This window comes from Modicisalibacter sp. 'Wilcox' (assembly GCF_010993675.1).
Taxonomy (GTDB): Bacteria; Pseudomonadota; Gammaproteobacteria; order Pseudomonadales; family Halomonadaceae; genus Modicisalibacter; species Modicisalibacter tunisiensis.
Genome location: NZ_WNXF01000002.1, coordinates 25,674 through 45,443, shown reverse-complemented (window position 1 = coordinate 45,443; position 19,770 = coordinate 25,674). Strand labels below are relative to the sequence as shown.

The window sequence follows — 19,770 nt, the reverse complement described above, 5'->3', positions numbered from 1 at the left end:
GCTTGGCAAGGGTAGGCTCATATACCACCGGCAATCTGGTTTACGAGGTCACCCCTGCCATGGATCAGCCCCAGCCGATGCCATCGCGAGTGCACGTCACCGAAGTGGGCCTGCGCGATGGCCTGCAGAACGAAGCGCGGCACCTGAGTACCGAGGACAAGGTGGCGCTGGTGCGTGCGCTGGTGGCTGCCGGGGTGCGCGAGTTCGAGCTGACCTCCTTCGTCAGCCCGCGGGCGGTGCCCGCGCTGGCCGATGCCGCGGAGCTGGTGGCGGCGCTGGAGGATGTCCAGGGCGTGCACTGGTCGGCGCTGGTGCCCAACGTGCGCGGTGCCGAACGGGCGCTCGCCGCCGGTGTCGACTCGGTGGTGCTGTTCGTCTCGGCCTCGCAGACCCACAACGCCCGGAACGTCAATCGCGACATCGCCGCCTCGCTTGCCGGGTTCACGGAGATCGCGCGACTGCTCGACGGCAGCGGCGTCGAGCTGCGCGGTGCCATCGCCACGGCCTTCGGCTGTCCCTTCGAGGGCGATGTCGACGTCGCCGCGGTGGGCGACATCGCCCGCGCCTTCGTCGATCTCGGCGCGCGGCGCGTGTCGCTGGGCGACACCACCGGCATGGCGACGCCGCCGCTGGTCACGGAACGCATTCGCCACCTGCGCGAGGTGGCGCCCTCCCTGTCGCCGACCCTGCACTTCCACAATACCCGCGGCATCGGCCTGGCCAACGTGATGCAGGGGCTGTCGCTGGGCATCGCCCGTTACGAGAGTTCCATCGGCGGGCTGGGCGGCTGCCCCTTCGCGCCCGGGGCCACCGGCAATATCGCCAGCGAGGACCTGGTCTACCTGCTTACCGAGATGGGCATCGACACCGGCATCGATCTGCCGGCCCTGATCGAGGCGTCGGGGCTGGCCTCGCGGCTGATGGGCCGAGCGTTGCCCGCCCAGGTGTCCAGGGCCGGGCCACGGCTGTCACTCAGCGACGGCGACGCCGTCGCCACGGCCCGGGGGTAGGCAGGATGCAGGCATCGCCGACGACCGGCTCCCTCGAGGGCATCCGCGTCATCGACCTCACGCGGGTGATTTCCGGCCCCTTCTGTACCCAGATGCTCGGCGACCACGGCGCCGACGTGATCAAGATCGAGCCGCCGCAACACGGCGACGTGGTGCGCTCCCAGGGCAACAAGGTCCGGGGCTTCAGCTGGTACTTCGCCCAGTTCAATCGCAACAAGCGCTCGCTGACGCTGGACCTGCGCAGCGCGCGCGGCAAGGCGATCCTCTGGCGGCTGCTCGAGGATGCCGATGTGCTGGTCGAGAACTTTCGCCCCGGCGTGCTGGGCAGGATGGGGCTGGACGACGCCACGCTGCGCGAGCGTTTTCCGCGGCTGGTGGTGGGGCGCATCAACGGCTTCGGCTCCGAGGGGCCGTATCGCGACCGCCCGGCCTACGACTTCATCGCCCAGGCCATGAGCGGCTTCATGAGCGTCAACGGCCCGGCCGACGGCGAGCCCATGCGCGCCGCGCCGCCGCTCAGCGACATGGTCGCCAGCCAGAACCTGGCCTTCGGCATCTGTGCCGCGCTGGTGCGCCGTGAACGCACCGGCCAGGGCGACATCGTCGAGACCGCCCTGACCAACGGCCTGATCAGCATGATGGGCTATCTCGCCGCGGAGTATTTCGCCACCGACAAGGTGCCGGCGCGCACCGGCAACGACCATCCCATGGTCTATCCCTACGGCCTGTTCAAGGCCAGCGACGGCGCCGTGGCGATCGCGCCCAGCAACGATGCCATGGTCGAGCGGCTGCTGCGCGCGCTGGACTGCCTCGAGCTGCTCGACGACCCGCGCTTCGCCGACAACCGTCAGCGCATGGCGCATCGCGAGGCGCTGCGCGAACGGCTCAACGCGGTCATCGGCACGCGCCGCGTGGCGGAATGGATCGAGCACCTCAACGCGGCCGGGGTGCCCTGCGGGCGCGTCCACAGCCTGCGCGAGACCTTCGACGACCCCCAGGTCCAGGCCCAGCAGATGCGCCTGGAGCTCGATCAGGGCGAACACGGCCGGGTGCCTACCACCGGCTTCCCGGTGAAGATGAGCGAGGCGCCGGCCGCAATCTACCGTCATGTGCCGGCCCTGGGGGAACACACCCGCGAGATTCTGGCCGGGCTGGGGCTCGATGACGCGGCCATCCAGGCACTGCACGACGAGGGCGTGATCGGCACCCTCGACCTTCCAGCGACCCCGAGATGACACCGACACAAGGAACAACAACATGGCTATCTCTCCGCGATCCCTGCACACCGTCGCCGCCGCGGCCCTGCTGGGGCTGGGCCTGAGCGTCAGCACGCCGAGCCAGGCGCTGCCCATCAGCGAGTGCATCGCCCCGGCCGACCCGGGCGGCGGCTGGGACTTCACCTGCCGCAGCGTCGGCAAGCTGCTCTACGATCTCGACCTGGTCGACAACCCCGTGAAGGTGGTTAACATGCCCGGTGGGGTGGGCGCCGTGGCGTTTTCCAACGTCGCCGGCAAGCGCGCCGACGACAGCGACCTGATCGTGGCCACCAGCACCGTGGGGATCACCCAGATCGCCCAGGGGCGCTATCCCGGCGGCGTCGACACCATGCGCTGGCTGGGCATGCTGGGCACCGACGTGGGCGTGGTGCTGGTCGATGACGACAGCCCTTACCAGTCCCTCGACGGCCTGCTCGAGGCGATGGTCGACGATCCTTCGTCGGTGGTCATGGCCGGCTCCAGCGGGGTCGGCGGCTGGGACCATATCCGCGCGCTGATGCTCGCCGAGGCGGCGGGGCTGCCCGATGACCAGATCGGCAGCGTGCGCTGGGTGCAGTTCGATGGCGGCGGCCCCGCCGTGACCCAGATGATGGGCGGACACGTGGACGCCGTGTCCACGGACCTGGGCGAGATCGCGGGCTTCATCAAGTCGGGCGATGCCCGCGTGCTGGCCGTACTCGCCGACAAGCCGCTGGCGCCGCCCTTCGAGGATCTGCCGACGGCGGTGTCGCAGGGCTATGACGTGACCGGCTACAACTGGCGCGGCTTCTACACCGGCGGTGACGTCTCGGATGCCGACTACCAGTCGATGGTCGACACCCTGAAGACGCTCTACGATTCGCCGGAATGGAAGCAGGTCGCCGAACGCAACGGTCTGGTGCCGCTGTGGCGCGGTGGTGACGAGTTCAACACCTTCGTGCGTGACACGGCCGACAAGGTCGAAAGCATCTCCCGGGAGATCGGGGTCATCCAGTGACGGCAGAAGTGCCTTCGCCGTCGTCTCACGCCTCGGCCCTCGGCGATCGCATCGCCGGGGCCGTGCTCGTGCTGCTGGCGGTCGCGGCCTGGTGGCATGCCCGGACCTTCGTGACCGGCTTTCGTCAGGCGGTGGGGCCGGATGTGTTCCCGCGGCTGGTCTGCGTCCCCCTGGGGCTGCTGGCGCTGTACCTGCTGATTCGACCCGGCATCAATGCGCGCTGGCCCGGGCGGGCGGCGCTGCTGCGCCAGGCCGGGCTGCTGGTGCTGCTGGGCGGCTACGCCGCCTTTCTCGAGCCCTGGGGCTTTCTGCCGGCGACGCTGGTCGGCAGCGTGCTGCTGATGCGGCTGTTCGATGCCGCCTGGCGGCAGGCCCTGGTCAGCGGCGCGTCGCTGACTGTCATCCTCTACCTGCTGTTCGAGTTCGCGCTGGGCATTCCGCTGCCCGACATCCCCGGCCTCGGCCTCTGAGAGCGGACATGACATGGAGATTCTCGGCTTTCTGCTGCACGGGTTCGCGGTCGCCCTCGAGCCCCAGAACCTGCTTCTGGCCCTGATCGGCTGTGCCGTGGGCACGCTGATCGGGGCTCTGCCGGGGCTGGGGCCGGTCAACGGCGTGGCGCTGCTGATCCCGCTGGCGTTCAACTTCGGGCTGTCGCCCACCGCCGCGCTGATCCTGCTGGTCAGCGTCTACTACGGCACCATGTACGGCGGGCGCATCAGCTCGATCGTGCTCAACATCCCCGGCGACGAGCCGGCGATGATGACCACCCTCGACGGCTACCCGATGGCGCTCAAGGGGCGCGGCGGCGAGGCGCTGGGTCTGTCCGCCGTGGCCTCGTTCGTCGGCGCCACCGTGGCGACCATCGGTCTGACACTCTTCGCGCCGCTGCTGGTGGGGTTTGCCATCCGCTTCGGCCCCGCCGAGTACTTCGCGCTGTTCATGCTGGCCTTCGCCACCATCGGCGGCGTGACCAGCGGCAGCTTCACCAAGAGCCTGCTGGCCGCCTGCCTGGGCCTGCTGCTGGGCACCGTGGGGCTCGACCCGGCCAGCGGCGTGTCGCGCTACACCTTCGGCTGGTACGAGCTGTATGACGGCATCGACTTCATCGCCGCGCTGGTCGGGCTGTTCGCCATCTCGGAGTGCCTGCTCTTCCTCGAGGATCGCCACCAGACCACCGGCGCCAGCCGCGAGCTGGGCTCGGCGATCCCCGGCATGCGCCGCGCCGGGGCGTGCAAGGCGACCATCGCCCGCGGCTCGCTGATCGGCTTCATCGCCGGCGTGCTGCCGGGCGCCGGGGCCTCGCTGGGCAGCTTCCTCTCCTACACGCTGGAGAAGCGCTGGCTGGGGCGCCAGGGTGACTTCGGCAACGGCGACCCGCGCGGCGTGGCGGCCCCCGAGGCCGGCAACAATGCCGCCGCCGGCGGTGCGCTGATCCCCATGCTGTCGCTGGGCATTCCGGGCAGCGGGACGACGGCCATCCTGCTGGCGCTGCTGCTGTCCATGAACATCACGCCGGGGCCGCTGCTGTTCGATCAGCAGCCCGACATGGTGTGGGGGCTGGTGGCGGCGCTGTTCATCGGCAACGTCATGCTGCTGGTGCTGAACGTGCCGCTGGTCGGGCTGTTTGCCCGGGTGCTGCGCGCGCCCTCGTGGCTGCTGATGCCGGTGGTGATCCTGGTGGCGTTCGTGGGCGTCTACTCGCTCAACAACAGCCCCTTCGATCTCTACGTCATGCTGGCGTTCGGCGTGCTCGGCTATGGGCTGCGCAAGCTGCACATGCCGGCCGTGCCGGTGGTGCTGGGGCTGCTGCTGGGCGGGGAGATGGAGTTCAACCTGCGCCGTGCCCTGGCGATCTCCGGCGGCGACTGGAGCATCCTGGTCGGCAGCGGCATCTCGGTGGGCATCTATGCCTTCGCCGCCACCCTGATGGTGGCCGGGCTGGTCTACGCCTGGTGGATCAGGCGAACGCCCGAGGCGGGGTGACCGCCGGGCCTGCAAGTCAGGGGAAATCGAGGTTGGGGATGGCAAGGGGGCCTGGGAAAGGTTCATGGCGCCCCGGGCCGGCCCCGTTCGCAGACCTGTCGCCGTGTTAGCCCGAGTCGAGGCGGCGCTATGCCTTCAGGCTGGAAAGCATTCGCGCGAGACGTCAAGATGGGAGGATGGACCCCGCGATCGCGGGTATTGCAAGGACCACTCTCTAGGGAGGAGCGCAAGATCATGACGGATATCGCCAAGCTGCTGGGTGACGAGGCCGACAGCCTGCTCAACCACACCTGCCGGGGCTTCCCCCGGGATACCCTGCACCTGCCGGGACCGGACTTCATCGATCGGGTGATGACCGATACCGATCGCAGCCCGCACGTGCTGCGCAACCTCCAGTCGATCTTCAACCACGGACGGCTGGGCGGTACCGGCTACGTGAGCATCCTGCCGGTCGATCAGGGCATCGAGCACTCCGCGGGCGCCTCCTTCGCCCCCAACCCGCTCTACTTCGACCCGGCCAACATCATCGAGCTGGCGATCGAGGGCGGCTGCAACTGCGTGGCCTCGACGCTGGGGGTGCTGTCGTCGGTGGCGCGGCGCTACGCCCACAAGATCCCGATGATGCTCAAGCTCAATCACAACGAGACGCTGACCTACCCGGCGCTCTACGACCAGACGCTGTTCGCCCAGGTGGAGCAGGCGCATGCCATGGGCTGTGTGGCGGTCGGCGCGACCATCTACTTCGGCTCGCCGGAAAGCCGGCGCCAGATCGAGGAGATCAGCGAGGCCTTCGAACGCGCCCACGAGCTGGGCATGGTCACGGTGCTGTGGGCCTACCTGCGCAACCCGGCCTTCAAGAAGGACGGCACCGACTACCATGTCGCCTCGGACCTGACCGGCCAGGCGATCCATCTGGCGGCCACCCTCAAGGCGGACATCGTCAAGCAGAAGCTGGCCGAGACCAACGCCGGCTATCGGGCAGTGGGCTTCGGTCACACTCATGACAAGGTCTACGACGAGCTGACCTCCGAGAACCCCATCGACCTGGCGCGCTATCAGGTGGCCAACTGCTACATGGGGCGCATCGGCCTGATCAACTCGGGCGGCGGCTCCAAGGGCCATTCCGACCTGGGCGAGGCGGTGCGCACCGCGGTGATCAACAAGCGGGCCGGCGGCATGGGCCTGATCTCCGGTCGCAAGGCGTTTCAGAAGCCGATGAAGGAAGGCGTCGAGCTGCTCAATGCCATCCAGGACGTCTATCTGGCGAAGGACGTGACCGTGGCCTGACGCGCCCGCGGTTCATCAGTGGCCTGAAGCAGCGGGTCCGAAACGACAGGGGGCACGGCCGATGGCCGTGCCCCCTGTTGCTTTCTCGCCGCGTCCGGTGTCAGCGGCGACGCGCGGTCATTCCGCGAGCAGCGCCTCGACCTCGGCGACGACGTTGTCGACGGTGAAGCCGTAGTACTTGAACAGATCGCCCGCCGGGGCGGATTCGCCGAAGCTGTTCATGCCGATGATGCGCCCGTCCAGCCCCACGTACTTGTACCAGTAGGCGCGATGGCTGGCCTCGATGGCCACCCGCTTGCGCTGGGCCGGCGGCAGCACGCTGTCGCGGTAGCTCTGCGGCTGGGCGTCGAAGGTGTCGGTCGACGGCATCGACACCACACGGATCGCCTTGCCCCTGGCCTCCAGCTCATCGGCGGCCTGCATCGCCAGGTCGACCTCGGAGCCGGTGGCGATCAGCACCGCCTCGGCCGGGTCGTCGCTGTCCTTGAGCACGTAGCCGCCGCGCTGGATGTCGGCCAGCTGGTGCTTGTCGCGCTGCTGGGCGGCGAGATTCTGGCGCGAGAACACCAGCGCGGTGGGCGCGCCGCGGCGGTGCAGGGCGGAATGCCAGGCGGCGGCGGTCTCGGTGGCGTCGCACGGGCGCCAGGTCGAGAGATTGGGGGTCGAGCGCAGGGCGCTGAGCTGCTCGATCGGCTGGTGGGTGGGGCCGTCCTCGCCCAGGCCGATGGAGTCGTGGGTGAACACGTAGATTGCCTGGCGATTCATCAGCGCGGCCATGCGCACCGCGTTGTGCATGTACTCCATGAACGTCAGGAAGGTGGCGCCGTAGGGAATGAAGCCGCCGTGGGCGCTGATGCCGTTCATGATCGCGCCCATGGCGAACTCGCGGACCCCGTAGTGCAGGTAGTTGCCGTCGTGATGGTCACGATTGATGGCGCGGGCGCCCTTCCAGAAGGTCAGGTTGGACGGTGCCAGGTCGGCGCTGCCGCCGAGCAGTTCGGGCAGCTGCGGGCCGAGCGCGTTGAGACAGCCCAGCGAGGCCTTGCGGCTGGCCAGGGTCTCGGCCTTCTCCTGGGCGTCCTGGATGAGCTTCTCGCTGGACAGCGGGCTGGGCAGCTCGCCCTTGAGGCGCCGGCTGAGCTCCTTGGCGAGTTCCGGGTGCTCGGCCTGGTAGCGCTCGAAGCGGCTCTGCCAGTCCTGCTCGACGGCCGCGCCGCGCTCGGTGGCGTCCCAGGCGCCGTAGAGCGCCTCGGGCACGTGGAAGGGCGGATGCGGCCAGCCCAGCTGCTGACGCGCCGCGGCGATCTCGTCGTCGCCCAGCGGAGCGCCATGGCAGGACTCGGTGCCCTGCTTGTTGGGCGCGCCGAAGCCGATGACCGTCTTGCAGATGATCAGGCTGGGGCGGTCGTCGTGAGTGCGCGCCATCTCGATGGCCGCCTTGATCTCCTCGGGCTTGTGACCGTCGACGTTGGGCACCACATGCCAGCCGTAGGCCTCGAAGCGCTTGGCGGTGTCGTCGGTGAACCAGCCTTCGACCTCGCCGTCGATGGAGATGCCGTTGTCGTCGTAGAAGGCGATCAGCTTGCCCAGGCCCTGGGTGCCGGCCAGCGAGCAGGCCTCGTGGGAGATGCCCTCCATCAGGCAGCCGTCGCCCAGGAACACGTAGGTGTGATGGTCGACCACGGTGTGGCCGGGGCGGTTGAACTGTGCCGCCAGGGTGCGCTCGGCGATGGCCATGCCCACGGCATTGGCCAGGCCCTGGCCGAGCGGGCCGGTGGTGGTCTCCACGCCCGGGGTGTAGCCCAGCTCCGGGTGGCCCGGCGTGCGCGAGTGCAGCTGACGGAAGTTCTGCAGGTCCTGCAGGGTGACGTCGTAGCCGGACAGGTGAAGCAGCGAATAGAGCAGCATCGAGCCGTGACCGTTGGACAGCACGAAGCGGTCGCGGTCGGCCCAGTGCGGGTTGGCCGGATTGTGCTTGAGGTAATCGTTCCACAGCACCTCGGCGATGTCGGCCATGCCCATGGGGGCACCGGGGTGGCCTGACTTGGCCTTCTGCACGGCGTCCATGGACAGCGCGCGGATGGCATTCGCCAACTCGAAACGGGACGGCATTCTCTAGCTCCTCGCCTGCGGCAAATGGGCAGCGGTCGCGGCTGTGCGTGAGGGTCGGGTGGCCGCGTACCTCTTCCTGATTGGCTGGAGCGCGCCGCCGGGCGGGCGACGCGCGGAAATCAGCGCCGTATTGTCGCCGAGAAGCCGCCTGCCATCAAATCGCCACGGCCCGTGTGGCGGGGCTATCGACGTTCTTCAGGACGAGGGACCGGGAACAGGTCCTAGAGGGGGTTTTTGGCCATGGATGGCCAAAGTAGCGCCCATGGATGGGTTTATAGCGCCCCTCGTAGACCTGTTGCCGGTTCAGCCTGAGCATGCCGCTATCTGCGCTTGCCCCGGGCCCGCGTGGCGGGGCCTCGCTAGGCAGCCGGTCGGGCAGCGTGTAGACTCGGGACCCCCGGGCCCGGCGGTGTCGTCGCCGTGCCGGAAGGTCGCACGTTGCCGCCCTGTCGTCTCAGGGGCGTGACGCCGCAGCAAGTCACCCTTCATCATCTGACGCTAACGGACAGCCTAAGAGAGGGTCGAGCACGTCATGAGCGAATACTCCCTGTTCACATCCGAATCCGTGTCCGAAGGGCATCCGGACAAGATCGCCGACCAGATTTCCGACGCGGTGCTGGACGCCATCATCGCCCGCGACAAGCAGGCACGCGTGGCCTGCGAAACCATGGTCAAGACGGGGGTGGCGATCGTCGCCGGCGAGATCACCACCAGCGCCTGGGTCGACCTCGAGGACCTGGTGCGCAAGGTGATCCTGGACATCGGCTACGATTCCTCGGATGTCGGCTTCGACGGCGAGACCTGCGGTGTGCTCAACCTGATCGGCAAGCAGAGCGTGGACATCGCCCAGGGCGTCGACCGCACCAAGCCCGAGGATCAGGGCGCCGGGGACCAGGGGCTGATGTTCGGCTACGCGACCAACGAGACCGAGTCCTACATGCCGGCGCCGATCCACTACGCGCACCGGCTGGTCGAGCGTCAGTCGGAGCTGCGCAAGAACGGCATGCTGCCGTGGCTGCGCCCGGACGCCAAGAGCCAGGTGACCTTCCGCTACGGCGAGGACGGCAAGCCGGTGGCGGTGGACGCGGTGGTGCTCTCGACCCAGCATGACCCGGAGATCGACCAGGACGACCTGCGCAAGATGGTGCGCCGCGAGATCATCGAGCAGGTGCTGCCGGCCGAGTGGCTGACGTCGTCCACCAAGTACCACATCAACCCCACCGGCAAGTTCGTGATCGGCGGGCCGGTCGGCGACTGCGGGCTCACCGGGCGCAAGATCATCGTCGACACCTACGGCGGCATGGCGCGTCACGGCGGCGGCGCCTTCTCCGGCAAGGACCCCTCCAAGGTCGACCGCAGCGCCGCCTATGCCGGGCGCTACGTGGCCAAGAACGTGGTCGCCGCCGGGCTGGCCGACAAGTGCGAGATCCAGGTCTCCTACGCGATCGGGGTTCCCGAGCCGACCTCTGTGTCGATCAACACCTTCGGCACCGGCCGGATCAGCGACGACAGGATCATCGAGCTGGTGCGCGAGCACTTCGACCTGCGTCCCTACGCGATCACCCGCATGCTCGACCTGCAGCATCCCATGTATCAGCTGACCGCCTCCTACGGCCACTTCGGTCGCGAGCCGTTCGAGCACACCTATACCTGGACCGACGTCAACGGCGAGACCCAGCACGAGACCTTCACCGCCTTCCCGTGGGAGAAGCTCGACCGTGCCGAGGCGCTGCGCGCTGCCGCCGACCTCTGAGCCGGCGCCACCAGCGACCGCCTTCCCTCGATGCCCCGCCCCGTGCGGGGCATCTTGCGTCGGGCTGGCGCCGCAAGGGGAACCCATGCCATCATGCGATGTCGAACAGTGTTCGAGAAGGCCGTGCCTGCCCGGGCCCGGGACTCGCACTCGCGGTTTGGGGAAACGGGCAGGGGCCGTCTACGCTGAGAGAACAACAGGTCCATCAGGGAATGACAATGAAGGGTTCGTTTATCCACGGAATGAGGATTCGACCATGCTAGATCGCAAGATACCCTGGATTGCCGCGCTGGCTCTCTCCGCCGTGCTGCTGGCCGGCTGCGGCGACGACAGCGATGACGCGGCCGGTGACGGCGGCCAGTCGTCCACGGCCACCGAGACGTCGAGCACCGCGTCGTCCGGCTCGACGGAGGGTTCCGCCACCGGCACGAGCGAGGCATCGAGCACCTCGCAGAACAGCACTTCCTCGGAGACCGGCCAGACGGGTGACATGGCCGACTCCAGCGACAACATGGACATGCAGAGCGACTCGGGCGACAGCGCGAGTACCACCGGCGAGATGCAGAACGGCTCCGGCGGTGACGGCTCGACGACCCAGGAAACCGGTACCGGCGAGGCCGGCAGCGACGAGGAGGACACCACCCAGTAGGACGATGGACGCCTGACCGCCATCGTTGTCCTCCGGGGCGGCCATCACGGTCGCCCCGTTCTCTTTCAGTACCGACCCCCCTGCGGGGGGTGACTGCGTGCAGGCGACATGCGCGTAGGCGACGCGATTGCAAACCCGGCCATCCTGTAGTGAACTGCTGGCACGGTCGCGTGCCGTATCGGAGTCGTGAAGCTGCCGTCCGAGGGGCGCTGCAGCGCATGAGACCCATGCGCGAGGCTCGGACAGGCGGTCGTCAATCGCAACGGCGCCCATTCCCCCGGAATGGAGTAAGACGATGACAGCAATGGCCAACGCGCAATCCGCCACCCTGCCGGACCACCGGGTCGCCGACATCGACCTGGCCGAGTGGGGGCGTCGCGAGATTCGCATCGCCGAGACCGAAATGCCGGCGCTGATGAAGATCCGCGCCAAGTACCGCGATCAGCAGCCGCTGGCGGGCGCCCGTATCGCCGGCTGTATTCACATGACCATCCAGACCGCGGTGCTGATCGAGACGCTGATCGAGCTCGGCGCCAGCGTGCGCTGGTCCTCCTGCAACATCTTCTCCACCCAGGACCACGCCGCCGCGGCGATCGCCGCCGCCGGCATCCCGGTGTTCGCCTGGAAGAGCGAGACCGAGGAGGAGTTCTGGTGGTGCATCGAACAGACGGTGGAAGGCCCGGACGGCTGGACACCCAATCTGGTGCTCGACGACGGCGGCGACCTGACCGCCCTGCTGCACGACAAGCGCCCGGAACTGCTCGAGGCCATCCACGGCATTTCCGAGGAAACCACCACCGGCGTGCATCGCCTGCAGGAAATGCTGCGCGAGGGCACGCTCAGGGTGCCGGCAATCAACGTCAACGACGCCGTCACCAAGTCGAAGAACGACAACAAGTATGGCTGCCGCCACAGCCTCAACGATGCCATCAAGCGCGGGCTCGACCACCTGATGGCCGGCAAGCAGGCGCTGGTGGTCGGCTACGGCGACGTGGGCAAGGGCTCGGCGGCCTCGCTGCGCCAGGAAGGCATGATCGTCAAGGTCAGCGAGATCGACCCGATCTGTGCCATGCAGGCCTGCATGGACGGCTACGAGGTGGTCTCGCCCTACGTCGACGGCGTCAACAAGGGCGTCGAGAGCATCGACCGCGACCTGCTCGGCCGCATCGATCTGGTGGTGACCTGCACCGGCAACATCAACGCCTGCGATGCGCCGATGCTCAAGGCGCTCAAGAAGGGCGCGGTGGTGTGCAACATCGGCCATTTCGACAGCGAGATCGACACCGCCTACATGCGCCGCCAGTGGCACTGGGAAGAGGTCAAGCCGCAGGTCCACAAGATCTACCGTGACAGCGATCCGGACGACTACGACCCGACCAGCGACGACTATCTGATCCTGCTCTCCGAGGGGCGCCTGGTGAACCTGGGCAACGCCACTGGCCACCCGTCACGCATCATGGACGGCTCCTTCGCCAACCAGGTGCTGGCGCAGATCCACCTCTTCGAGCACAAGTTCGCCGAGCTCACCGACGACGCCAAGGCCGGCGGGCTGAGCGTCAGCGTGCTGCCCAAGGCGCTGGACGAGGAAGTGGCCCGCTACATGGTCGAGGGCTTCGGCGGCGTGGTCACGCGCATGACCGAGGACCAGGCCCGCTACACCGGGGTGGCGGTCGACGGCCCCTACAAGCCGGACGCCTACCGCTACTGAGCCCGCCCGACTTCGGGCGCTCAACCGACGCCGCCCCGTTCCCGGGGCGGCGTTTTCGTGGCCGGGCCACCAGGTCCCCTGGCCAGGAAACGTCGAGGACATCTCATGCTGGATCTCATTGCGATCGTGGTCTCGCTGACGGCGGCGCTGGCGTGGCTCAATCATCGCGTCGTCGGCCTGCCCAGCCCCATCGGGGTGATGGCCATCGCCCTGGTGCTGTCGGGGGCCCTGCAGGGCGCGGCCTGGCTGGGGCTGCCGGCCGTCCACGCCGAGGCCGAGGCCTGGCTGTCGCGGATCGACTTCACCCGGCTGCTGATGGACGGCATGCTCTCGCTGCTGCTGTTCGCCGGCGCCCTGCATGTCGATCTGGCGGCGCTGCGCCGCTACCGCTGGTCGATCGGCTTCCTGGCGACGCTGGGGGTGGCGGTCTCGACCCTGGCGATCGGCGCGGCGGCCAAGGGGCTGTGCACGCTGTTCGGCCTGGCGGTGCCGTGGCTCGCGTGCCTGGTGTTCGGGGCGCTGATCGCGCCGACCGACCCGATCGCCGTGCTGGGCATCCTGCGCCGGGCCGGGGCGCCGGAGGATCTGGAGCTGCGCATCGTCGGCGAGTCGCTGTTCAACGATGGCGTCGCGGTGGTGGTGTTCACGCTGCTGCTGGGTGGCCTCACCGGCGAGACCTCGCTGACGGCGGTCCACGCCGGCACGCTGTTTCTGCAGGAGGCCGGCGGCGGGGTGCTGCTGGGGCTGGGCATCGGCGGCCTTGCCTATGTGACGATGCGCGGCATCGACGAGTACCGCATCGAGGTGCTGATCTCGCTGGCGGTGGTGCTGGGCGGCTACGCCCTGGCCCGGCAGCTGCATGTCTCGGGGCCCATCGCCATGGTCGTCGCCGGCCTGCTGGTGGGCAACAAGGCGCGCCACAGCGCCATGTCGGCGACCACCCGCCGCTATCTGGATGCGTTCTGGGAGCTGGTCGACGAGATCCTCAATACCCTGCTGTTCGTGCTGATCGGCCTCGAGGTGCTGCTGATCCCCTTCGAGCCGGCCTACCTGTGGGTGGGCACCGGGTTGGTGGCGGCCGTCCTGGCGGTGCGCTTCGTCACCGTCGGGGTGCCGGTCATGCTGCTGCGCGAGCGTCTCGGCTTCCGCCGGGGGTCGACACGCATCCTCACCTGGGGCGGGCTGCGGGGCGGCATCTCGGTGGCCCTGGCGCTGGCCCTGCCGGAGGGAGAGGCGCGCGACCTGCTGCTGACCGTGACCTATCTGGTGGTGCTGTTCTCGATCCTCGTCCAGGGGCCGACCATCGGCCGCCTGGTCACCCGCCTGCTGGGGAAGGCGGACGCGTCACGCACGGCGCCTTGAGGGGCGCGCCCTACAGATCCTCCATCCGCTCGGCGTCGCGAACCAGGCGCATGGTCTCGTGCTCCTCGAGCGAGACCAGGTTGTCGATCAGCTCGTGGGCGGTGGGGGTATCGACCTGGTCGCGCAGGTAGCGGAACAGCTCGCCGATGTGCTCGTGCTCGGCCAGCACCTTGCGCATGATGGCGTCCGGCGCCAGCTCGCGGAAATCGCTCGCCTCGTGGCGCTCGGGGTGGCTCGGTGCATTCTCGAAGTATTCGTAGCACCAGGTGTGCAGGGCCGCCGGCGAGGCGTCGTGACGTGCCATTTCCAGCGTTTCGCTCAGTGTGCGTTCGTGCTTGGCCAGGTAGGCCAGCAGCATCTGCGCGCGCTCGTCGTTGACCTTGCCCAGGTCACGCTCGATCTGACCGGCCAGCCGCACATGGGTGCGCCGCGCCCACTCCAGGGCATCCTCCAGGGTTTCGACACGCATCGTGACCCTCCACTTCGACGAGATGACGATGCCTTCAGTATGGGCCAAGTCGGGGCGGCGAGCTTGATGCGCGTCAAGCTTGCGGATGGCGCACACCGGCTTGCCCTGTTGCCGGGCAAGGGGTCTACCTTGGGTAGGGTGCGTGTATCCCACTCATCATTGTCGTGGAAAGGAGTCCCGTCATGATCCCCGAATGGTTGACCCTGCTGGCCTGGATTTCCGTGCTGCTGGGCTTTGCCAGCGCCCTCTACGTGATCGCCGACCTGCGTCGGCATCCGCAGCACATGACCATCATGAACGTGGTCTGGCCGGCCTGCGCCCTGTTCGGCCACCTGCCGGTGCTCTACGCCTACCGCCAGTACGGGCGCCTGGCCGCCGACGAGATCGCCCATCCGGCCATGCAGAAGGGCGAGACGCCGCCCCACAAGCGCGACACGCCGTTCCCGGTGAAGGTCGCCAAGGGCACGCTGCATTGCGGCAGCGGCTGCTCGCTGGGCGACATCGTCGCAGAGTGGGCGGCCTTCCTGATGCCGACCATCGCCGTGTGGCTGGGCTGGAAGGGCATCTTCGCGGACAAGATCTTCGCCGTCTGGGTGCTCGACTACATCCTGGCCTTCCTGTTCGGCATCGCCTTCCAGTACTACTCGATCAAGCCGATGCAGGACCTGTCGCCGGGCAAGGCACTCGTCCAGGCGGTCAAGGCCGACACCCTGTCGCTGACCGCCTGGCAGGTGGGCATGTACGGCTTCATGGCCTTCGCGCATTTCTACCTCTTTGCGGTGGTCTTCGGCATGAAGCTTCACGTCGACACCATCCACTTCTGGTTCATGATGCAGATCGCCATGGGCTTCGGCTTCCTCACCGCCTACCCGGTCAACTGGTGGCTGATCCAGCGCGGCGTCAAGGAAGCCATGTAAGCCATGTAAGCGCCTCTCGCTATCCACCGCCATGGCACGGAAGGGCCCGCTCGTCGGGCCCTTTTTCGTGCCCGTTCCGCGGCTTTCGTTGACCGGGGTCATGAGGCGATCGCGATGGCCCGCTTTCTCGGGCGTCGCCGCTTGACCCTTGGGTAACCTGCAAGTCGTACGCTATTCACAGGATTCGGCCATGACGGTCGAGGGGCGGGCCATCGGGCCGGTCCGGGTGAGCGCGAGCGACAGGCGAGGAGGCAGCCATGTGGCATGACATGATGGGTTATATGAATGGTGCCGGCTGGGGGCACATGCTCTTCGGCGGCGCCATGATGGTGATCTTCTGGGGGCTGGTGATCGCGCTGATCGTGATGCTGGTCATGCGCCTTGCCGGTAGCCGCGCCCATGCGCATTCGGCACACAAGGATGCCATGGAGCTTCTGCGCGAACGCTATGCGCGCGGGGAGATCGACCGCCGGGAGTTCGAGGCGCGCAAGCGCGACCTGTCGGAGTGATGCCCCGCCACGCCGCTGACCGGCCGCGTGCCGGGACGGCGAGGTATCTACCGTTTTGCTTTTCCACCCAGGCAGGAGGTGGCCATGCCCCCGAAACACGACGCTGTTCACGCGGCACCGGAAACCACTCGGCCCCGCGAGGCCGCACCGCACACGCCGGCGCGTGCCGAGTCGGGCGGCTACACCTGCCCGATGCACCCCGAGGTGCAAAGCGATACTCCGGGCGACTGCCCGAAGTGCGGCATGGCCCTGGAGCCGGTAACGCCACAGGCGCCGGCCGCCCGCACCGAGTGGACCTGCCCGATGCATCCCGAGATCGTCCGTGACGAACCGGGGAGCTGCCCGAAGTGCGGCATGGCGCTGGAGCCGCGCCAGGTCACCGCCGAGGCCGAGAAGAATCCCGAGCTGGTCGACATGACCCGGCGGCTGTGGGTCGCCCTGGCGCTGGCGACGCCGGTGTTCGTGCTGGCGATGGGCCAGCATGTGCCCGGCCTGTCGCTGGAGGCCTGGATTCCGCACGGGGTGCGCATCTGGCTGGAACTGGCCCTGTCGACGCCGGTGGTGCTGTGGTGCGGCTGGCCGTTCTTCGTGCGCGGCTACCGCTCGGTGATCGGCTGGAATCCCAACATGTTCACCCTGATCGCTCTCGGCGTCGGGGTCGCCTATCTCTACAGCCTGGTCGCTACGCTGTTCCCGGCGCTCTTCCCGCCTTCCTTCCGCGACGCGACGGGGCAGGTGGGCGTCTACTTCGAGGCCGCCGCGGTGATCGTGACGCTGGTCCTGCTGGGCCAGGTCATGGAGCTGCGCGCGCGCAGCCAGACCAACAGCGCGATCAAGGCCCTGCTGGGCCTGGCGCCCAGGACCGCACGACGCATCGCCGACGATGGCAGCGAGGTGGACGTGCCGCTGGAGCAGATCCGGATCGGCGATCGGCTGCGCGTGCGCCCCGGCGAGAAGGTGCCGGTGGACGGCCGGGTCGTCGAGGGCAGCTCCGCGGTGGACGAGTCGATGATCACCGGCGAGCCCATCCCCGTCGAGAAGGCCGAGGGCGAGGCGGTCATCGGCGCGACCATCAACGGTACCGGCTCGCTGGTCATCGAGGCGCAACGAGTCGGCAGCGACACCCTGCTGTCGCAGATCGTGCAGATGGTCGCCGATGCCAGTCGCAGCCGGGCACCGATCCAGAACCTGGTGGACGTGGTCGCCGGCTATTTCGTGCCCACGGTGGTGCTGGCCGCCGTGGCGACCTTCGCGGTCTGGGCACTGTGGGGGCCCGAGCCGGCGATGGCCTACGCGCTGATCAACGCCGTGGCGGTGCTGATCATCGCCTGCCCCTGTGCGCTGGGGCTGGCCACGCCCATGTCGATCATGGTGGCCAGCGGCAAGGGCGCCTCGGCCGGGGTGCTGTTCAAGAACGCCGAGGCGATCCAGACCCTGCGCCAGGTCGACACCCTGATCGTCGACAAGACCGGCACCCTGACCGAAGGGCGCCCCCGGCTGCAGGACGTGGTTGCCAGTGAGGGCTTCGAGGAAGACGAGGTACTGCGCCTGGCCGCCACCCTGGAGCGTGGCAGCGAGCACCCGCTGGCGACGGCGATCGTCCAGGGGGCACAGGCACGCAATGTTACCCCTGAGCGCTACACCGACTTCGCCTCGGTGACCGGCCAGGGCGTCAAGGGCAAGGTCGGCGACCGTATCGTGGCGCTGGGCAACCGTGCGCTGATGGAGGCCGAGGGCATCGAGGCCGGGACGCTCGTCGAGTGTGCCGAGGCGCTGCGCGGCGAGGGCAAGACCGCGATGTTCGTCGCCATCGATGGCCGGGCGGCCGGCCTGGTCGCCGTCGCCGACCCGATCAAGGCGACGACCCGGGAGGCGATCGAGGCGCTGCATGGCGAGGGCATCCGAATCGTCATGCTGACCGGCGACAGCCGCACCACGGCGCAGGCGGTCGCGGGGCAGTTGGGCATCGACGAGGTGATCGCCGAGGTGCTGCCCGAGCAGAAGGCCGAGAAAGTCAAGGCGCTGCAAGCCGAAGGACGCTTCGTGGCCATGGCCGGCGACGGCATCAACGATGCCCCGGCGCTGGCCCAGGCCCAGGTCGGCATCGCCATGGGCACCGGTACCGACGTGGCCATGGAAAGTGCCGGCGTGACGCTGGTCAAGGGTGACCTGCGCGGCATCGTGCGCGCCCGCCGGCTCAGCCGCGCCACCCTGCGCAACATCAAGCAGAACCTGTTCTTCGCCTTCGTCTACAACAGCGTGGGCGTGCCGGTCGCCGCCGGTGTGCTCTATCCGGCCTTCGGCATCCTGCTGTCGCCGATCATCGCCGCGGCGGCGATGTCGTTCAGCTCGGTATCGGTGGTGGCCAATTCCCTGCGACTGCGTCACCAGACGATCTGAGCAGGATGCCTGTGTTTCCAAAGTCTTACCCAGTCGACAAGAGGAGGTTCTGCATGTCGGACAAGGAACGCCGCCTCGGTGTCTCCGGGGCCAACCTGGTGACCCGCAAGCTCAGGCTCAGGGCCTGCAGCGAGTCGGCCCTGCAGGCGGCCATCGGCGAGATCGACGCGCTGTTCGGTCTCGAGAGCGTCACCTACCTGCCGCGCAAGCGGCGGCTCGACGTGGCCTACGACGCGACGCGGCTGTGTCTCGATCACATCCGGGCGATCCTGTCGCGTCACGCCATCACGGTCAGCAATGGCTGGTGGGAGCGGGTCAGGGAGAACCACTACCGCTTCGTCGACCAGAACATCAAGGACAACGCCAGCCAGGAGCCCTGGAGCTGCCACTGATCCCGCCGATGGGTGGTGCGGCAGGCGGCATCGTCACCGAATCATCATCGGGGTGCCACCCAGGGGTCATCGACATCGCGGAACATGGGGCCGCGCTTGTCAGGAGGCCCTTCCATGAGCACCCCGTCCGAGATCGTCGACGCCTGCCGCACCCTGTTCATCTCCGATGTGCATCTCGGCACGCCGGACTGCCAGGCGGCACTGCTTAGCCGACTGCTGCGCCGCGTGCGTCCCGAGCGGCTGTATCTGGTCGGCGACGTGGTCGACCTGATCGCCATGCGTCGGCGGGCGGTGCTGCCGCCCGCCCAGCAGCAGCTGGTGGCGCGTATCCTGCGCCTGGCGCGCGGCGGCTGCGAGGTGATCTACATCCCCGGCAACCATGACGCGGCCTTCCGGCGCCTGAGCGGGCTGCGCATCCACAATGTGCGCATCGAGCGGCGCTGGATCCACGAGCTGGCCGACGGCCGGCGCTTCCTGGTCAGCCACGGCGACGAGTTCGATACCCACGTGCGCATCGCGCCCTGGCTGCTGGCGCTGGGCGACGGCATGCACCAGTTCGTGCTGCGCCTCAATCGCTGGTGCAACGGGGCGCGGCGCACCCTGGGGCTGCCCTACTGGTCGCTGGCCAGTGCCCTCAAGCGGCGGGTCGGCAGTGCCCGGCGCTACATCGCCCAGTTCGAGCAGGCCGCGCTGCATCAGGCCTGGCGCGAGGGGCTGGACGGCTACATCGGCGGGCATATCCACCAGGCCGGGTTCCGGGCGGGGTACGGTGTACTCTATGCCAACGACGGCGACTGGGTGGAGCACTGCACGGCGCTGGCCGAGCTGCCCGACGGCCGCCTGCGGCTGGTCGACTGGCAGGGGCGCACGCTGGCCACCGAGCCGCATGTGGTGCCGGCGCCGCCGCCCACGCCGGGGGTGCTGGTCAACGCCTGAGAGGCGATAGCCCCCTCTGGGAGGGCC

At 68.5% G+C, this 19,770-nt stretch carries 17 protein-coding genes and 1 riboswitch; of the genes, 15 read left to right on the top strand and 2 right to left on the bottom strand.

Annotated features, from left to right (window positions below):
* Positions 1-59: 59 nt before the first annotated feature.
* The 6 genes from G7A98_RS02150 (at position 60) to G7A98_RS02125 (ending at position 6,536) form a co-directional block, all read left to right on the top strand.
* Positions 60-1,010, top strand: a complete 951-nt coding sequence (locus G7A98_RS02150; protein ID WP_163647851.1) for a hydroxymethylglutaryl-CoA lyase — start codon at positions 60-62, stop codon at positions 1,008-1,010.
* A gap of 5 nt (positions 1,011-1,015) precedes the next feature.
* A complete protein-coding gene (locus tag G7A98_RS02145; protein ID WP_163647850.1) occupies positions 1,016-2,245 on the top strand; it encodes a CoA transferase in 1,230 nt (409 codons plus the stop codon).
* Between the two features lie 22 nt (positions 2,246-2,267).
* Positions 2,268-3,263, top strand: a complete 996-nt coding sequence (locus G7A98_RS02140; protein ID WP_163647849.1) for a tripartite tricarboxylate transporter substrate-binding protein — start codon at positions 2,268-2,270, stop codon at positions 3,261-3,263.
* Positions 3,260-3,733, top strand: coding sequence for a tripartite tricarboxylate transporter TctB family protein (locus tag G7A98_RS02135; RefSeq protein ID WP_163647848.1), 474 nt, complete (start codon positions 3,260-3,262; stop codon positions 3,731-3,733). The genes G7A98_RS02140 and G7A98_RS02135 overlap by 4 nt, the downstream gene beginning before the upstream one ends.
* Positions 3,734-3,746: 13 nt before the next feature.
* Positions 3,747-5,249 (top strand): tripartite tricarboxylate transporter permease, encoded by a 1,503-nt coding sequence (locus G7A98_RS02130; RefSeq protein WP_163647847.1) that lies wholly within the window; start codon positions 3,747-3,749, stop codon positions 5,247-5,249.
* 234 nt (positions 5,250-5,483) lie between these two features.
* Entirely contained in the window at positions 5,484-6,536 is a 1,053-nt protein-coding gene (locus G7A98_RS02125) for a class I fructose-bisphosphate aldolase (RefSeq protein ID WP_163647846.1), read from the top strand.
* 117 nt (positions 6,537-6,653) lie between these two features.
* Here G7A98_RS02125 and tkt read toward each other — a convergent pair whose 3' ends face one another.
* The gene (gene tkt, locus G7A98_RS02120) at positions 6,654-8,648 is read right to left on the bottom strand and encodes a transketolase (protein ID WP_163647845.1); all 1,995 of its coding nucleotides are present in this window, start codon (positions 8,646-8,648) and stop codon (positions 6,654-6,656) included.
* Positions 8,649-9,180: 532 nt separating this feature from the next.
* Here tkt and metK point away from each other — a divergent pair.
* The 4 genes from metK to G7A98_RS02100 all read left to right on the top strand — a co-directional run bounded on the left by metK (position 9,181) and on the right by G7A98_RS02100 (position 14,120).
* Entirely contained in the window at positions 9,181-10,401 is a 1,221-nt protein-coding gene (metK, locus tag G7A98_RS02115) for a methionine adenosyltransferase (RefSeq protein ID WP_163647844.1), read from the top strand.
* Between the two features lie 256 nt (positions 10,402-10,657).
* Positions 10,658-11,050 (top strand): hypothetical protein, encoded by a 393-nt coding sequence (locus tag G7A98_RS02110; protein WP_163647843.1) that lies wholly within the window; start codon positions 10,658-10,660, stop codon positions 11,048-11,050.
* A gap of 195 nt (positions 11,051-11,245) precedes the next feature.
* Positions 11,246-11,328: riboswitch (S-adenosyl-L-homocysteine riboswitch) on the top strand.
* Between the two features lie 17 nt (positions 11,329-11,345).
* Complete coding sequence (gene ahcY, locus G7A98_RS02105) at positions 11,346-12,758, top strand: adenosylhomocysteinase (protein ID WP_205596196.1); 1,413 nt, start codon at positions 11,346-11,348, stop codon at positions 12,756-12,758.
* 105 nt (positions 12,759-12,863) lie between these two features.
* Positions 12,864-14,120, top strand: coding sequence for a sodium:proton antiporter (locus G7A98_RS02100; protein WP_163647842.1), 1,257 nt, complete (start codon positions 12,864-12,866; stop codon positions 14,118-14,120).
* A gap of 10 nt (positions 14,121-14,130) precedes the next feature.
* On the opposite strand, the gene G7A98_RS02095 is transcribed toward G7A98_RS02100, so the two are convergent.
* On the bottom strand, positions 14,131-14,589 hold the full coding sequence (locus tag G7A98_RS02095; protein ID WP_163647841.1) for a hypothetical protein: 459 nt from the start codon (positions 14,587-14,589) through the stop codon (positions 14,131-14,133).
* Positions 14,590-14,771: 182 nt separating this feature from the next.
* Here G7A98_RS02095 and G7A98_RS02090 point away from each other — a divergent pair, with 182 nt between their 5' ends.
* The 5 genes from G7A98_RS02090 to G7A98_RS02070 all read left to right on the top strand — a co-directional run bounded on the left by G7A98_RS02090 (position 14,772) and on the right by G7A98_RS02070 (position 19,743).
* On the top strand, positions 14,772-15,506 hold the full coding sequence (locus tag G7A98_RS02090) for a DUF4396 domain-containing protein (protein WP_163647840.1): 735 nt from the start codon (positions 14,772-14,774) through the stop codon (positions 15,504-15,506).
* A gap of 257 nt (positions 15,507-15,763) precedes the next feature.
* Positions 15,764-16,015, top strand: coding sequence for an SHOCT domain-containing protein (locus G7A98_RS02085; RefSeq protein WP_205596195.1), 252 nt, complete (start codon positions 15,764-15,766; stop codon positions 16,013-16,015).
* An 84-nt stretch (positions 16,016-16,099) separates the two neighbouring features.
* The gene (locus G7A98_RS02080; protein ID WP_276207465.1) at positions 16,100-18,415 is read left to right on the top strand and encodes a copper-translocating P-type ATPase; all 2,316 of its coding nucleotides are present in this window, start codon (positions 16,100-16,102) and stop codon (positions 18,413-18,415) included.
* A 53-nt stretch (positions 18,416-18,468) separates the two neighbouring features.
* Positions 18,469-18,807, top strand: coding sequence for a cation transporter (locus G7A98_RS02075; RefSeq protein ID WP_163647839.1), 339 nt, complete (start codon positions 18,469-18,471; stop codon positions 18,805-18,807).
* A gap of 114 nt (positions 18,808-18,921) precedes the next feature.
* A complete protein-coding gene (locus G7A98_RS02070) occupies positions 18,922-19,743 on the top strand; it encodes a UDP-2,3-diacylglucosamine diphosphatase (protein WP_163647838.1) in 822 nt (273 codons plus the stop codon).
* Positions 19,744-19,770: the final 27 nt, after the last annotated feature.

What these genes read in the sequence shown, in the direction of transcription:
- G7A98_RS02150 (WP_163647851.1), top strand. Translation starts at nt 60, where the DNA reads ATGGATCAGCCCCAGCCGATGCCATCGCGAGTGCACGTCACCGAAGTG.
- G7A98_RS02145 (WP_163647850.1), top strand. Translation starts at nt 1,016, where the DNA reads ATGCAGGCATCGCCGACGACCGGCTCCCTCGAGGGCATCCGCGTCATC.
- G7A98_RS02140 (WP_163647849.1), top strand. Translation starts at nt 2,268, where the DNA reads ATGGCTATCTCTCCGCGATCCCTGCACACCGTCGCCGCCGCGGCCCTG.
- G7A98_RS02130 (WP_163647847.1), top strand. Translation starts at nt 3,747, where the DNA reads ATGGAGATTCTCGGCTTTCTGCTGCACGGGTTCGCGGTCGCCCTCGAG.
- G7A98_RS02125 (WP_163647846.1), top strand. Translation starts at nt 5,484, where the DNA reads ATGACGGATATCGCCAAGCTGCTGGGTGACGAGGCCGACAGCCTGCTC.
- tkt (WP_163647845.1), bottom strand. Translation starts at nt 8,648, where the DNA reads ATGCCGTCCCGTTTCGAGTTGGCGAATGCCATCCGCGCGCTGTCCATG.
- metK (WP_163647844.1), top strand. Translation starts at nt 9,181, where the DNA reads ATGAGCGAATACTCCCTGTTCACATCCGAATCCGTGTCCGAAGGGCAT.
- G7A98_RS02110 (WP_163647843.1), top strand. Translation starts at nt 10,658, where the DNA reads ATGCTAGATCGCAAGATACCCTGGATTGCCGCGCTGGCTCTCTCCGCC.
- ahcY (WP_205596196.1), top strand. Translation starts at nt 11,346, where the DNA reads ATGACAGCAATGGCCAACGCGCAATCCGCCACCCTGCCGGACCACCGG.
- G7A98_RS02100 (WP_163647842.1), top strand. Translation starts at nt 12,864, where the DNA reads ATGCTGGATCTCATTGCGATCGTGGTCTCGCTGACGGCGGCGCTGGCG.
- G7A98_RS02095 (WP_163647841.1), bottom strand. Translation starts at nt 14,589, where the DNA reads ATGCGTGTCGAAACCCTGGAGGATGCCCTGGAGTGGGCGCGGCGCACC.
- G7A98_RS02090 (WP_163647840.1), top strand. Translation starts at nt 14,772, where the DNA reads ATGATCCCCGAATGGTTGACCCTGCTGGCCTGGATTTCCGTGCTGCTG.
- G7A98_RS02085 (WP_205596195.1), top strand. Translation starts at nt 15,764, where the DNA reads ATGTGGCATGACATGATGGGTTATATGAATGGTGCCGGCTGGGGGCAC.
- G7A98_RS02080 (WP_276207465.1), top strand. Translation starts at nt 16,100, where the DNA reads ATGCCCCCGAAACACGACGCTGTTCACGCGGCACCGGAAACCACTCGG.
- G7A98_RS02075 (WP_163647839.1), top strand. Translation starts at nt 18,469, where the DNA reads ATGTCGGACAAGGAACGCCGCCTCGGTGTCTCCGGGGCCAACCTGGTG.
- G7A98_RS02070 (WP_163647838.1), top strand. Translation starts at nt 18,922, where the DNA reads ATGAGCACCCCGTCCGAGATCGTCGACGCCTGCCGCACCCTGTTCATC.